The sequence below is a fragment of the Pseudarthrobacter sp. MOO13 genome (genome assembly GCF_058267655.1).
Map to the genome: position 1 here is coordinate 3,819,100 of NZ_CM177848.1, position 13,138 is coordinate 3,832,237.

The 13,138-nt window shown below is 66.7% G+C and carries 13 protein-coding genes and 1 tRNA gene; 6 read left to right on the forward strand and 8 right to left on the reverse strand.

Annotated features, from left to right (window positions below):
• Positions 1 to 123: 123 nt before the first annotated feature.
• Both AC4EEO_RS17470 and AC4EEO_RS17475 read right to left on the reverse strand, forming a co-directional pair.
• Positions 124 to 960, reverse strand: a complete 837-nt coding sequence (locus tag AC4EEO_RS17470) for a DUF4397 domain-containing protein (RefSeq protein ID WP_018763209.1) — start codon at positions 958 to 960, stop codon at positions 124 to 126.
• Positions 961 to 1,078: 118 nt separating this feature from the next.
• A complete protein-coding gene (locus AC4EEO_RS17475) occupies positions 1,079 to 2,092 on the reverse strand; it encodes a LacI family DNA-binding transcriptional regulator (RefSeq protein ID WP_491339382.1) in 1,014 nt (337 codons plus the stop codon).
• Between the two features lie 132 nt (positions 2,093 to 2,224).
• Here AC4EEO_RS17475 and AC4EEO_RS17480 point away from each other — a divergent pair, with 132 nt between their 5' ends.
• Positions 2,225 to 2,566, forward strand: coding sequence for a YciI family protein (locus tag AC4EEO_RS17480; RefSeq protein WP_018763207.1), 342 nt, complete (start codon positions 2,225 to 2,227; stop codon positions 2,564 to 2,566).
• Positions 2,567 to 2,731: 165 nt separating this feature from the next.
• Here the strand turns inward: AC4EEO_RS17480 and AC4EEO_RS17485 are convergent.
• Positions 2,732 to 2,804: transfer RNA gene (locus AC4EEO_RS17485), tRNA-Lys, on the reverse strand.
• 208 nt (positions 2,805 to 3,012) lie between these two features.
• Here AC4EEO_RS17485 and AC4EEO_RS17490 point away from each other — a divergent pair.
• The 3 genes from AC4EEO_RS17490 to AC4EEO_RS17500 all read left to right on the forward strand — a co-directional run bounded on the left by AC4EEO_RS17490 (position 3,013) and on the right by AC4EEO_RS17500 (position 5,605).
• Positions 3,013 to 3,672 (forward strand): hypothetical protein, encoded by a 660-nt coding sequence (locus AC4EEO_RS17490; RefSeq protein ID WP_018763206.1) that lies wholly within the window; start codon positions 3,013 to 3,015, stop codon positions 3,670 to 3,672.
• Between the two features lie 303 nt (positions 3,673 to 3,975).
• Entirely contained in the window at positions 3,976 to 4,593 is a 618-nt protein-coding gene (locus AC4EEO_RS17495) for a DUF47 domain-containing protein (protein ID WP_026264994.1), read from the forward strand.
• A 1-nt stretch (position 4,594) separates the two neighbouring features.
• The gene (locus AC4EEO_RS17500; RefSeq protein WP_491339383.1) at positions 4,595 to 5,605 is read left to right on the forward strand and encodes an inorganic phosphate transporter; all 1,011 of its coding nucleotides are present in this window, start codon (positions 4,595 to 4,597) and stop codon (positions 5,603 to 5,605) included.
• A 25-nt stretch (positions 5,606 to 5,630) separates the two neighbouring features.
• Here the strand turns inward: AC4EEO_RS17500 and AC4EEO_RS17505 are convergent, their stop codons facing one another.
• The 5 genes from AC4EEO_RS17505 to pstS form a co-directional block, all read right to left on the reverse strand.
• The gene (locus AC4EEO_RS17505) at positions 5,631 to 6,029 is read right to left on the reverse strand and encodes a hypothetical protein (protein ID WP_018763203.1); all 399 of its coding nucleotides are present in this window, start codon (positions 6,027 to 6,029) and stop codon (positions 5,631 to 5,633) included.
• Between the two features lie 94 nt (positions 6,030 to 6,123).
• Positions 6,124 to 6,903 carry a phosphate ABC transporter ATP-binding protein PstB gene (gene pstB / locus AC4EEO_RS17510; protein WP_018763202.1) on the reverse strand — a complete coding sequence of 260 codons (780 nt, stop codon included), beginning with the start codon at positions 6,901 to 6,903 and terminating at the stop codon, positions 6,124 to 6,126.
• Positions 6,904 to 6,982: 79 nt separating this feature from the next.
• Complete coding sequence (pstA, locus tag AC4EEO_RS17515; protein WP_018763201.1) at positions 6,983 to 8,095, reverse strand: phosphate ABC transporter permease PstA; 1,113 nt, start codon at positions 8,093 to 8,095, stop codon at positions 6,983 to 6,985.
• Positions 8,096 to 9,028 (reverse strand): phosphate ABC transporter permease subunit PstC, encoded by a 933-nt coding sequence (gene pstC, locus AC4EEO_RS17520; protein ID WP_018763200.1) that lies wholly within the window; start codon positions 9,026 to 9,028, stop codon positions 8,096 to 8,098.
• 103 nt (positions 9,029 to 9,131) lie between these two features.
• Entirely contained in the window at positions 9,132 to 10,253 is a 1,122-nt protein-coding gene (gene pstS / locus AC4EEO_RS17525) for a phosphate ABC transporter substrate-binding protein PstS (protein ID WP_018763199.1), read from the reverse strand.
• Between the two features lie 251 nt (positions 10,254 to 10,504).
• Between pstS and AC4EEO_RS17530 the strand changes: the two genes are divergently transcribed.
• The gene (locus tag AC4EEO_RS17530) at positions 10,505 to 11,632 is read left to right on the forward strand and encodes an FUSC family protein (protein WP_133831285.1); all 1,128 of its coding nucleotides are present in this window, start codon (positions 10,505 to 10,507) and stop codon (positions 11,630 to 11,632) included.
• Positions 11,633 to 11,758: 126 nt separating this feature from the next.
• Entirely contained in the window at positions 11,759 to 13,132 is a 1,374-nt protein-coding gene (gene radA, locus AC4EEO_RS17535; protein WP_018763197.1) for a DNA repair protein RadA, read from the forward strand.
• Positions 13,133 to 13,138: the final 6 nt, after the last annotated feature.

Sequence of the window (13,138 nt, forward strand, 5' to 3'; positions counted from 1 at the left end):
TTGCCGTCATTCCTAACGCCTCCCTTCCACTGTGCTTGTTGACCTTGGCAGGACCAGCCCAAGGGGCCCGTCCTTTGACGGGCCGGGCCCCTTGCGCTTACGTCCTTCGCGGATTCCGCGAGGCTACTGCCCCGCCCTCCGGGCACGGACCGTGCGGGCCGCGCCTATCGCGCCCGCGAGGAGGGCCAATGCTGCCAGTCCGAATCCGGCCGTGGCTACGGCAGTACCCGCTCCGCCGGAACTCGCCGAACCGTTAAGCGCACCCGGCACCGAGCCCGGCGCCGAATGCAGGCCCTCGATGGTTTGCACGGCAAGTTTCAGGTTCTGGTCAGCCAGGCTCCCCCAGGCATAAACGATGGTGTGTGTTCCCTCGGCCACCGCCACGTCCGCCGGGCCTATCACCGGAGTGGTGGTGCCCGTGGCGGCCACTGCGGCCGGGACGGTGCCCGGGTCGAGGGTGAGTGTCTTCTCGTTCGGGTTGGCCAAGTTGGTGATCACGGGGGTGGCGCCGGCCAGCACATCGACGGCCGGGGCGGCGGCGGCATGCCTGACTGTCAGTTTGCCTTTTCCGGCCGGGATCTGGGACACATCATTGGTGAAGAGGCTGGCTGTCGGCTTGCCATCCGCACCCAGGTGGGCCGCGGCAGTGTAGTTCCCGTTGGCCGCAAGGTTGACGCTTACGGGACCAATGGCGGGTGCGGACGCGTCGGCGGCATCCGCCGCGGTGATCGCAATTTCGTAGCTGCCGGCCGGAAGCGCGAGCGGCCCGGCAAGGGTTCCCGGGGTGAAGTCATCAAGGGTCCGGTTTCCGTTGACCCAGACGTCAACGGTCAGTCCGGGGACCCCGTGCAGCACGGAAAGCTGGGCGTCCCCTTCGGCTGCCTGGGCGGGACCGGCCAGAGCGATTGCGGCTGCAATGGCTGCTGCACCGGCGCCTGCGGCGAAGAATGTTTTGCGCATGTCCATCTCCTTGAACGGCCCGGCTGGCGGGCATTTTCTGCTGACACTCCTACTACCGGCCCAACCCCGGATTTGGATGCAGATTCATGGAGTTTTTTTGGTTCTGCGCGCTCCCCGCCTACGCGGGGGCGGCGGTGCTGGCCCGCATCACGAGCTCGGGCGGGACCACAGTTGAACTGACAGCGGCGCCGGACTCGATTTCCTTGAGCATGATGTCCATGCAGCGCCGTCCGAGTTCCTCGAAGTCCTGCCGGACGGTGGTCAGCGGCGGCGTGAAGTACCCCGCTTCCGGCTGGTCGTCGAAGCCCACCACGGAGACGTCGTCGGGCACTTTGATCCCCGCTTCCGTGAAGGCGCGCAGCAGGCCCAAAGCCATCTGGTCGTTGCCCACGAAGATGGCCGTCGCGGTGCGCCCGGACGCCAGCTTGCGGCCGATCGCGTAGCCGCTGCCTGCGCTCCAGTCCCCTTCCACCAGCAGGGACTCCTCCAGCCCGGCCTCCCGGAGCGCGGCGCGCCAGCCCTCCGCACGCTCGGCGCCGTCAGTCCAGTCCGGCGGGCCCGCGATGTGCCCGATCTGCCGGTGGCCTTCCTTGATGAGATGTTCGACGGCGAGCCTGGCTCCCGCGCGCTGGTCCACCATCGCGCCGCTCACCGAGGCACTGCCGGCGGAGCCCACAGCCACCACGGGCACGGGAAGGTTCATCTGTTCCAGCACGGCCAGGGTGTCCGAATGCGGTACCAGCACGGCGATACCGTCCACGGCCTGGTCCATGAAATGGCCCACCGCGTTGGATATGGCGTCCCTGCTGACTTCCCGCAGCGCGGCGATACTGACGAAGTAGCCGGCGTTGCGTGCTGCCTGCTCGACGCCCAGGAGGGTATTGGCAGGGCCGTACTGCGAGAGTTCGCTGGCCAGCACGCCGATGGTCTGCGAGCGCCGGGTGACCAGGCTCCGGGCAGCGGTATTGCGCCGGTACCCCAGTTCGGCAATGGCCGCCTCCACCTTTTCCCGCGTCGCCTTGCTGACGTTGGGGTGGTTGTTCACCACCCGGGAAACGGTCTGGTGGGAGACGCCGGCCACCTTGGCCACGTCTTCCAGGCGCGGCATCCGGCCCTTGCTGGTATTTGCCATGTGCCTATTGTGCCTTTCGGCCGCGGCGGCATCCTGTTTTGCAGCGCCAGCGGTGGGAACAAATCCTTGCGCGGCCCCCTGGTGGTGGGAAGGATGAAGGTGATCCGCGCCTGCAAAGAAGGAGCCTGCCCAATGACCAAGTACCTGATCTCGTTCCCCAGTGGCGTCATGGACATCCCCGACGGCGGGCTGCAGGAAGTTGCCGACGCGGCCCATGCGGTGGTCCAGGAGGCAAAGGAAGCCGGTGTCTGGGTGTTTGGCGGGGGCATCGACGAGAGCGTCCCGCCCGTGATGGTCAGCGGCGAAGGAGCAGTGCGCGAGGGCACCTACCCCCAGACAGCGCAGATCGAGGGCGGCTACACAATACTGGAGTTGCCCACGTACGACGCCGCCCTCCACTGGGCCTCCAAGATCGCCACCGCCTGCCGCTGCGCCCAGGAAGTGCGGGCCTTCCAGTACGATCCCGCCAGCTGAACGCCGAACACGGCAGGCACTGGGGCCCTGGAGCAACGGTGGAGCTGGCGTTCCCATCTCGTTCCATGGCGGGATACCCCGCAACGGGATAGTCGTGCGAGCCTGAATCCCAGGCTTAAAAGGAAAAGGCCCGCCTCACGGCGGACCTTCAAAACCTTCTGTGGGTGGGCCCTGTGGGGCTCGAACCCACGACCCACGGATTAAAAGTCCGATGCTCTACCAACTGAGCTAAAGGCCCCTGCCGGTCGGTCAGACACGCTGTGTCGTTCCGCCCGGCCCAGTCCATTTCTGGACGTTAATACTCTAACCCATGGTTCCGGCGTCTTTCGCACCTGGTCCGGGAGCCGCCGTCGTGCGCTTGTCCGGGGCCAAAGGCACTTTCTGCGGGGACCGGGCGATCGCGACGACGCTCGATTTCCGCTGCGGCACAGGAGTAGCGTGGGGGCATGAGCGAGCAAGCAGGAACCAGCCCCTACGGCGGCAGCAACCGGCACCACAAACCAAAGCCGTTCGCCCCGATGGATTTCGAGCCGTTCGCCGGCGGCGCCGATCCCGCCCGCGTCTCGGAGGCCGCCCACCTTGCCGCGCAGGCGCTGGTCCGCCATGGCCGGGACAGCGACGATCCCGTCATCACCGAACGCCTGGTGAAGCTCGCCGACGAGCAAGGCCTGGATGCCATTGCCGAGATGTGGGCCGAAAGCCCGGCCCGCTCCCTGCCCGGTGCGCTCTGGCGGCTCTACGCGCTCCGTGCCGCCACCGTCCGTGACCCCGAGCGGATATCTGTCTACTTCCGGGCCGGCCGGGACACGGCACAGGTGTCCAACGTGGTGGCCGGTGCCGCCGAGCCGCCGGGCGCTGATGAAATGCGCACCATGGCGGACGCCATCCTCTCAGGCGCGTTCGACGGCGATTTCGACGTCGCGCTGGAACGCTCGGCAGCTTTCTGCCGGGTGGTGGCCCTCGGCCAGGCCACGCTCGCGGACGGCGCCGAGCACGCCAATGAGGCCCACGCCAGCAAGCTGACCCGCAACTCGCACCAGCTGGTCAAGACCGCCGAAGACCTGGAACACGCCGCCAACGCGTGGCGCCTGGGCGAACTCGATTAGGCGCCGCCCTGATATTTTCCGCACCCCCCAACGGCCGGCTGTCAAGATTGACTTGGGCGGGGCGAAGTAGAAGACTGAAGCCGGTGCCGAGCCGCGAAACCCCCGGGCTTCAACAATTAGCCGCCTAGAGCGGCCTACCGCCGAGAGGCGTATCCGGTTCGGCACCATTTTTCTGCCCTCGTCCCGGAAGCCAATTCAAGGCACACTCTTTCGGGCCGGTAGAGTAGGCGACAGTTGCGCGTCGGCGTCAAGTCACACGGCAGCAACGCCCGCCTTGAACAGTCCCCGGAGACCGGTAAACACGTGAAGCTGCGCCTTTTTCCCCAGGAGCCCGCAGGGCTGAACCTCCTATCGCAGATGGCACAACAGATCGTGCTGGCCAGCGCAACCCTGGCCGAAATCCTTGGCGTACCCGCGGACGAACACGGCAAGCTCGTAGATCACATGCACAACCTCGAGGCCAAGTCCGCCGAGCTGCATTTCGCGCTGCTGACGCACATGCGCTCCAGCTTCGTGAACCCCCTCCCCCGCGAGGACATGTACGCCCTGTCCCGCTACCTCAACGAGGCCATGGAGAAGATGGACGCGGCCGCGGAACTGGTGGCCCTGTACAAGTTGGACCGCCTGCCCAAGCGGGCGGCCGACCAGCTGGAGATCATCAGCCGGCAGGCGGAGCTGACGGTTGATGCCATGCGCCGGCTCAATGACCTGGATGACCTTGAGGATTACTGGATCGAGATCCTGCGCCTTGCAAAACGCGCCGAACGCACCCACCGGGTGTGGGTTGCCGACATGATCGCCGACATGAAGTGGGCGCAGTACTCGCGCAACCGGGACATCGCCAACCAGCTGGTGGAGGTCACCAAGGACATGCGGCGGGTGGCCACCCAGGTAGGCAGCATCATCGTCAAGGAATCCTGACGTGGCCGCAGCCATCTTTGCTGGGGTGGTCCTGCTGGCCGCAGCGTTTGCCTTCCTGAACGGCTTCCGTGATGCCTCCACCTCGGTTGCCCTCGCCGTGCGGAACCGCGCACTCACGCCCAGCGTGGCCGTGCTCCTGGCTGCGTTCTTCAACTTCGTGGGCGCCCTGCTGAGCGCGATGCTTGCCGTTGCAGCCAGCCGGACCTGGATCAATCTCCCGGCCGGCCCGGGCGGCCTCGCCATCCTGGTGGCCGGCCTGGCCAGCGCCTGCGCCTGGGGCCTGCTGATGTGGCGCCGCGGCATCCCCGCCTCCTCCACCCATGCCCTGGTGGGGGGACTCGCAGGGGCGGGACTGGCCAGCCTTGCGGTGGGAGGCCCTGGGGTGGCGGGCGTGGACCAGTCGCTGCTGTTCCAGGTGGTCCTCCCGCTGGTGCTTTCCCCGCTCGTGGCCTACAGCGGATCCTTCCTGCTGGTCTATCCGGCCACCTGGGGAGCGCGCTACACCCAACCCAACGTGGTGAACCAGCGGTTCCGGAGGGCGCAGGCGATTGCCGCCGGCGCGGTGGCTTTCGGCCACGGCCTGCAGGACGGGCAGCGGGTCAGTGCCGTGCTGTTGCTGGCCCTGCTTGCGGCAGGGTACGCCGACGGCGGGATCCCCATCTGGGTGGCCTTGCTGTCGGCGGTGATGATGACAGCCGGGACGTTGTTCGGAGGATGGCGGATCTCGTACACCATCGGCTACAAGATCACCCGGATCGATCCCCTGCGCGGCTCCGTGGCGCAGACCTTCAGCGCGCTGATGCTCTTCGTGGGCGCCATCGGGTTGCACTGGCCGCTGTCCACCACCCACACCGTCACGGCGGGCACCCTGGGCGCGGGCGAGAACCAGCACTTTTCCGTGACCAACCGGACGCTGGTCATCAGGATCATCTGGCTCTGGGTCCTGACGCCGGTAGCCACCTGCGCCTTGGCCTTCGTGCTGGCGCTGGCGCTGTCACCGCTGGCCAGGTAGCCGGGAACCGAAGAAGTGCGTGGCCCTAGATGGCAGCGGGTGCTGCTTCAGGGCCCAGCAGGATCGCGGCCAGCTCTTCGGCAGACAGGTTCGCCGCCGTGCAAAGTTCATCCCGGGCGACACCCGCAGAAGAAGCCTTCCGGACCGCCTGGCGCAGCGCTTCGAGGGCGCTGTCCAACTCCCACTGCTTGCCCTCGAGGTAGGAACTGGTCCGCCACACCTCCGTGAGCACATCCTCCGCATCCCCGGCCGCCGCTATTGCCTCCGGGTCGATTTGCGGGACGAGCGGCCCACCCCCAAGGGTGGCGGCGAGTCCGGCGGCCGCGTCAAAGTCCTGCACGTGCACGGCGGGCTTCGCCGGTGCGCCCGCAGCGGGTACGGAAACCGTAAGCTGGGGGCCGGGGTTGCTGGCCGTCTGCGTCATGGCAAAACTCCTAAAGCTGGCTTACTACTAGTTTCAAAAGTATCTAGTTCAGCGTACTAAATGCTGTCGGAGTTCGCCACCACGGAGCAGCTGCCTACCCGAAGCGTCCCGAGACGTAGTCTTCGGTGGCCTTCTGCACCGGGTTGCTGAAGATGGTGTGGGTGTCACCGTACTCGATCAGCTTGCCCGGCTTGCCCGTCCCGGCAATGTTGAAGAAGGCCGTCTTATCGGAGACGCGGGCGGCCTGCTGCATGTTGTGGGTCACGATCACCACGGTGTACTGGTCCTTGAGCTCATTGATGAGGTCTTCAATGGCCAGGGTGGAAATCGGGTCCAGGGCGGAGCAGGGCTCGTCCATCAGGATCACCTGCGGCTCCACGGCGATGGCGCGGGCGATGCAGAGGCGCTGCTGCTGGCCGCCGGAGAGGCCGGAGCCAGGCTTTTCGAGCCTGTCCTTGACCTCGTTCCAGAGGTTGGCGCCTTTGAGCGAGCGCTCCACCAGGACATCGGCCTCGCCCTTGGAGATCTTCTTGTTGTTCAGCTTGACGCCGGCCAGCACGTTGTCGCGGATGGACATGGTGGGGAACGGGTTGGGCCGCTGGAAAACCATTCCAATCTGGGAACGGACCGTCACAGGGTCCACGCCGGGGCCGTAGAGGTTGTCGCCGTCCAGCAGCACCTCGCCTTCCACGCGGGCGCCGGGGATGACCTCGTGCATGCGGTTCAAGGTCCGCAGGAACGTGGACTTGCCACAGCCGGAGGGGCCGATGAACGCGGTGACGGACTTGGCCTCGATGTTGATGCTAACGTCCTCCACGGCGAGGAAATCGCCGTAATACACGTTCAGGTCCTTGACGTCGATGCGCTTAGACATGGTGTTCCTTCACTTACTGGGTATGGGTTGAAGTCTAGGATCCGCCACGGTGGGACGGAAGGCCGGGCCGGCGGCCTGGTTACCGGCCGGTCTTGGGGGCGAAGATCCTGGCAATCAGGCGGGCCGCCAGGTTCAGGACCATGACCAGGATGATCAGCACCAGTGCCGCGCCCCAGGCCCGCTGCGAGGACGGATCCGGGTTCGATGGCGAGGTGGGGTTCAGGATCTGGGTGTAGATGAACGTGGGCAGTGATGCCATCCACCCGCCGAATACATTGGAGTTGATGCTCGTGGCAAAGCCCGCGGTGACCAGGATGGGTGCCGTCTCGCCGATGACCCGGGCGATCGCCAGGGTGACGCCGGACGCGATGCCGGAAATCGCCGTCGGGATGACCACCTTGAGGATGGTCCGCCACTTGCGCACGCCCAGGGCGTAGGCGGCCTCGCGCAGTTCGTTGGGGACAATCTTGAGCATTTCCTCGCTCGAGCGGACCACCACGGGGATCATCAGGACAGAAAGGGCGACGGCGGCCACGGCACCGGTCTTGGTCCCCGGGCCCACCACCACGAAGAAGAATGCGGCGGCAAAGAGGCCGGCCACGATGGAGGGGATGCCGGTCATGACGTCCACGAAGAACGTGATGGCCTTGGCCAGGCGGCCGTCGTGGCCATACTCCACCAGGTAGATGGCCGTCAGCAGCCCCACGGGTACGGAGATGACGGTGGCCAGCAGGGTGATCTGTACGGTGCCCAGGATCGCGTGGTAGATGCCGCCCATGACCGGGCCACCACCCTCCACGGCCTTGTTGTCGAACGCGCCCGTGACGCCGTTCATGGAGGTGGTGAGGAAGCCGGGATCCAGGAGTCCCGGAATGCCGTTCACCAGCACCGTCCAGATCACCGAAACGAGCGGCAGGAGGGCCACCAGGAATGAGCCAACCACCAGGCAGGTGGCCAGCTTGTCCTTGGCCCTGCGGGAACCTTCCACCGCTGCGCTCCAGGACACCAGGCCGATGGCGAAGAGCAAGGCCGAGACCACTCCCCACCCGAACGCATTGAAGCCGATCAGGGCAAGGATGGCTGCGCCGACGATCAACGCCGCGGCAAGGACGGCGTAGGGGGCGTATTTGGGCAGCTGGCCCTTGGTGAGCGCGGACCGCTTGCTGCGGACCGGGGTAAGCGTGGAGGTCATTTAGTTGGCTCCCGAGAATTCTTTGTGCCGGGTGATGACCCAGCGGGCGATCATGTTCACGGCCAGGGTGATGACGAACAGGACCAGGCCGGCGGCGATCAGGGTGCTGACCTTGATGCCGCTGGCTTCCGGGAAGTTCAGGGCGATCTCGGCCGCGATGGTCTGGTTGCCGGACTGGATCAGGCTGGCGGTCAGGGCGCCGGAGGACAGGACCAGGGCAACGGCCATGGTTTCGCCCAGTGCGCGGCCCAGACCCAGCATGATTGCGCTGATGATGCCCGGGCGGGCGAAGGGCAGCACGGCCATCTTGATCATCTCCCAGCGGGTGGCACCGAGCGCCAGTGCCGCCTCCTCGTGCAGCTTGGGGGTCTGCAGGAAAATCTCCCGGGACAGCGAGGTGATGATGGGCAGGACCATGACCGACAGGACGATGCCCGCAGTGAGGATGGTCTTGCCGGTGGTGGAGGCGGGGCCCTGGAAGATGGGAAGCCAGCCCATGTTCTCCGCGAGCCATCCGTAGGCGGGAGAGATCTGCTTGGCCAGGAACGCCGCGCCCCAGGCGCCATAGACCACGGAGGGGATGGCGGCGAGCAGGTCCACGACGTAACCGAGTCCGGAGGCGAGGCGGCGCGGCGCGAAGTGCGAGATGAAGAGGGCTACTCCGATGGCCACCGGGGTGGCGATCACCAGCGCGATGACGGCGGCGATCAGGGTCCCAATGACAATGGGCCAGATGTAGGCGAAGAAGCCCTGTCCGCCCTGGATCTTGTCGGCGGGAGCGGTCAGCGCGGGAATTGCCTGGACCACCAGGAAGAGTGCGACGCCGAAGAGGACGGCGAGGATCAGGCAGCCGGCGGCCAGTGCGGCCCCGGAGAAGACTTTGTCCCCGGTGCGTCCGGCGCCCTGTGAACTGGTCAGGGAGGTGGCGGTCATTCGACGGCCCTTCGATTCGTTGCTGGATTAAGGAAGCAGGGTGCAAAGCCAAGTTCCCCGCACTGCCTTCCGGCAGGCGGGGAACCCGGTTTTGCGGCGATGGTTAGGACTTGACCTTGATCGAGTCGATGGCCTTCGCGGCCTTGGCTGCGAGGTCGGAGGACAGCGGAGCGGACTTGGCCGAGTCCGCAGCGGCCTTCTGGCCCTCAGCGGAAACTACGTAGTGCTCGAAAGCCTTGACCAGGTCAACGGTCTCCTGCTTGTCGTACGTGGTGCACAGGACGTGGAAGGACACCAGGACGATCGGGTAGGCGCCGGCGATGGTGGTCTTGCGGTCCAGCTTGATGGAGAGGTCGTTCGCGGCGCGGCCGTCAACGGGCTTGCCGGCGTCCACTGCCTTGGCGGCGGCATCGGCGGAGATCTTGGTGAAGGAATCGCCCACCTTGATCTGTGCAACGCCCAGCTTGCCGCTCACGGCGGAGTCGTCGGCGTAGGTCACGGCGCCGGGGGTGTCCGTCACGGTCTTGACCACGCCGGAGGTGCCCTTGGCGTTCTCGCCCTGGAGGCTGGCGGGCCAGACACCGGCGGCCTTGTCCGTCCAGACGTCGGAGGCTGCGGCGGACAGGTAGTCCGTGAAGTTCTGGGTGGTGCCGGAGTCGTCCGAGCGGTTCACCGGGGTGACCTTGAGGTCGGGCAGCGAGACGCCCGCGTTGAGGGCAGCGATCGCGGGGTCGTTCCACTTGGCGATCTGGCCGCGGAAGATCTTGGCGACGGTGGTGGCGTCCAGCTTCAGGTCGGTGACACCGGGAACGTTGAAGGCCACGGCGATCGGGGAGATGTAGACGGGGACGTTGATGGCGCCGTCGGGGCCGCACACGGACTTGGAGGAGGCGTATTCGTCATCCTTCAGGTAGGCATCCGAACCGGCGAACTGGGCGGAGCCGTCCAGGATCGCCTTGCGGCCGGCACCGGAACCGTCCGGGGAGTACTGCACGCTCGCGCCGGAGTTGGCGGAGGCGAAGTTCGTCTTCCATGCGTCCATGGCCGCACCCTGCGCAGAGGAACCGATGCCGGTCAGCGTGCCGGTGACCTTGGTGCCGGACGAAGCCTGGTTGCCTGCAGGCGCGGTGCCCGTGGCGTTGTCTGAACCGCAGGCGGACAGCGCGAGTGCGCCCGCAGCGATAACAGCGATAGCCGCGTGGCGGCCGAAGCGAAGTGCCTTCACTAGATGTACCCCTTCCAGGGTTATTCAGGTGCGGGACAGGGACGGAGAACCCTGCTGCGCGATGCGTACGTTGTGTACCTTCAAGAAAGTTATGGGCCGCAGGTAACGGGATGGGCTGTCCAAAGTGAACGGATGATTAACGACGGCGGGATATTGGCTGACAAATGCCGGGTCACCATTGCGCAGATCACATCCGCAGTCGTAGTGGAGCCGTGCCCGGCAGTGGACGGGCACTGAATAGACTTGACCGCATGGCCATCCCAGCAGGACTCTCAGCAGGCCGGCGGTTCCTGCGCACCCGCATCCGGACCGGGCTGATCCGCAGCCGCAACTCCTTCGTCCCAGCCATCCAGATGACCATCTGCGCCGTGGGCGCCTACGCTTTCGCGGAGTACGTCCTGGGCCATTCCGGGCCCCTGTTCGCCGCCACGTCCTCGCTGATCGCGCTCGGGTTTTCCCGGGAGCCGCGGCTGCGCAGGGTGATGGAGGTGGGCCTGGGCTGCACCATCGGCATCGCCGTGGGCGACCTGCTCCTGCACTGGCTGGGCGGCGAAATCTGGGTGGCCGCCGTCGTGCTTCTCTTCTCCATCCTGCTGGCCCGGTTCCTGGACAGCGGAAACATCTTCACCACCCAGTTGGCACTCCAGTCGCTGCTGGTGGTGCTGCTGCCGGCACCGTCCGGGGGCCCGTTCACCCGGAGTATCGACGCCGTGGTGGGGGGCCTGTGCGCGCTGCTGGTAACCATCCTGGTGCCCAAGGACCCCCGCCGTGAGCCACGCCGCGACGTCCAGAAACTGCTGCATGAACTGGCCGAGGTCCTGCGTGAATGCGCAGGTGCGCTGGCGAACAGCGATTCCACGCAGGCGTGGCACGCGCTGATCCGCGGCAGGAACTGCCAGCCCCTGGTGGATGCCATGCGGCAGTCCCTTCGGGCGTCAGGGGAAGTGGCCACGCTGGCGCCGGCCTACCGGCGGCACCGCGACGAGCTGGAACGGCTGACGCAGTCGCTGGACTTCATCGACCTGGCGCTGCGGAACAGCCGCGTCTTCGCGCGGCGGCTGACCAGCGCCATCAACCACACCGCCCTCTCGGACGAGGCAACGGACAGCATTGCCGGGGTGCTCCAGGAGACGGCTGCCGCCATTGATGAGCTCTCGCTGGGCCTGGCGGAAACGCACGACGGCGTCCGGCGCGCCCACCTGCGCACGGCCCGGCGCGACCTCAGTGAGATAGCGCTGCGGCTGCACCCGAAGCTGTTGGAGGTCCAGCGGCTGGAGGGCGAAACGGTGGTCATGCTGTTCCGCCCCCTCATGGTGGACCTGCTTGAAGCAACAGGCATGGACGCGGCCGAGGCACGGGACATCCTGCCCGCGCTGTAAGAACCGGCGGCTAAGCCTGGGCCCATGGCCGCAGGGCTCCCTGGCCGGGCTTGCGAGGTCCGGGAGCGCGTGGGGACGAAGGCCGCGTCGACGCTGATGTCAGTGGCCGCCGCTAGGGTTGAACCCATGGCAACAAAGACTTCCCGGGCATCAAAGGCGCCTGCCTATAAATGCGCCGAATGCGGCTGGACCACCGCCAAATGGGTGGGCCGCTGCGGCGAGTGCCAGGCGTGGGGCACCGTCGAGGAAACGGGCACCGCGGTGGCCCGGACCACGGCCGCCACAACGGTGCTGGAACCGGCGCGTCGTATCGCGGATGTTGACGCCACTACGGCGGCGTTCCTGCCCACCGGCGTGGACGAGCTGGACCGCGTCCTGGGCGGCGGGCTGGTTCCCGGCGCGGTGATCCTGCTGGCGGGTGAACCCGGCGTGGGCAAGTCGACGCTGCTCCTGGACGTGGCGGCCAAGTTCGCCCGGACAGCCCAGGACGTCCTCTACGTCACCGGGGAGGAGTCGGCAGCCCAGGTGAAGCTGCGCGCGGAGCGGATCGACGCCGTCGCGGAGTCCCTCTACTTGTCCGCGGAGACAGACTTGGGCCAGGCACTGGGCCAGGTGGAACAAATTGAACCGCGGCTGCTGATCGTGGACTCCGTGCAGACCCTCAGCAGCGCGGACGTTGATGGCAGTGCCGGCGGCGTTTCCCAGGTGCGCGAGGTGGCGGCATCGATCATTGCCGCGGCCAAGCGGCGGAACATGACCACTTTGCTGGTGGGGCATGTCACGAAGGACGGTTCGATCGCCGGGCCGCGGCTCCTGGAACACCTGGTGGATGTGGTGTGCCAGTTCGAGGGCGAGCGGCACTCCCGGCTGCGGATGCTGCGCGCCGTGAAGAACCGGTACGGACCCACCGATGACGTTGGCTGCTTCGACCTCAACGAAAACGGAATCGAGGGCCTCGCCGATCCCAGCGGGCTGTTCGTCAGCCGCACCAAGGACCCTGTTTCGGGCACTTGCATCACGGTCACCATGGAAGGGCGCCGTCCCCTGCTCGCCGAGGTTCAATCACTCCTGGCCGAAAGTCCCAACGCGCAGCCGCGCCGGGCCACCAGCGGCCTGGACAGTTCACGGGTGTCAATGCTGCTGGCGGTACTGCAGCAGCGAGCGGGAACCATGCTGCACAAGGACGATTCCTACGTCGCCACCGTTGGCGGCGTCAAGCTCAGCGAACCGGCCACGGACCTCGCCGTGGCCCTCGCAGTAGCATCGGCGAAGGCCCGTAAACCGCTGCCCATCCGGCTGATTGCTTTTGGCGAGGTGGGGCTGGCCGGCGAAGTCCGTCCGGTACCGGGGATCAACCAGCGCATCCAGGAGGCCCACCGGTTGGGATTCACGCACGCTGTGGTCCCCGCCAGCCACACGGGGCCCGGTCCCGTGCCCGCCGGTTTCTCGGTGCGGGAAGTGGAACACCTGACGGAGGCGCTGAGCCTTTTGATCGGGTGACCGCAT

Excerpts from the sequence above, each read along its gene's own strand:
- AC4EEO_RS17470 (WP_018763209.1), bottom strand. The coding sequence starts at position 960 with ATGCGCAAAACATTCTTCGCCGCAGGCGCCGGTGCAGCAGCCATTGCA.
- AC4EEO_RS17475 (WP_491339382.1), bottom strand. The coding sequence starts at position 2,092 with ATGGCAAATACCAGCAAGGGCCGGATGCCGCGCCTGGAAGACGTGGCC.
- AC4EEO_RS17480 (WP_018763207.1), top strand. The coding sequence starts at position 2,225 with ATGACCAAGTACCTGATCTCGTTCCCCAGTGGCGTCATGGACATCCCC.
- AC4EEO_RS17490 (WP_018763206.1), top strand. The coding sequence starts at position 3,013 with ATGAGCGAGCAAGCAGGAACCAGCCCCTACGGCGGCAGCAACCGGCAC.
- AC4EEO_RS17505 (WP_018763203.1), bottom strand. The coding sequence starts at position 6,029 with ATGACGCAGACGGCCAGCAACCCCGGCCCCCAGCTTACGGTTTCCGTA.
- pstB (WP_018763202.1), bottom strand. The coding sequence starts at position 6,903 with ATGTCTAAGCGCATCGACGTCAAGGACCTGAACGTGTATTACGGCGAT.
- pstA (WP_018763201.1), bottom strand. The coding sequence starts at position 8,095 with ATGACCTCCACGCTTACCCCGGTCCGCAGCAAGCGGTCCGCGCTCACC.
- pstC (WP_018763200.1), bottom strand. The coding sequence starts at position 9,028 with ATGACCGCCACCTCCCTGACCAGTTCACAGGGCGCCGGACGCACCGGG.
- AC4EEO_RS17530 (WP_133831285.1), top strand. The coding sequence starts at position 10,505 with ATGGCCATCCCAGCAGGACTCTCAGCAGGCCGGCGGTTCCTGCGCACC.
- radA (WP_018763197.1), top strand. The coding sequence starts at position 11,759 with ATGGCAACAAAGACTTCCCGGGCATCAAAGGCGCCTGCCTATAAATGC.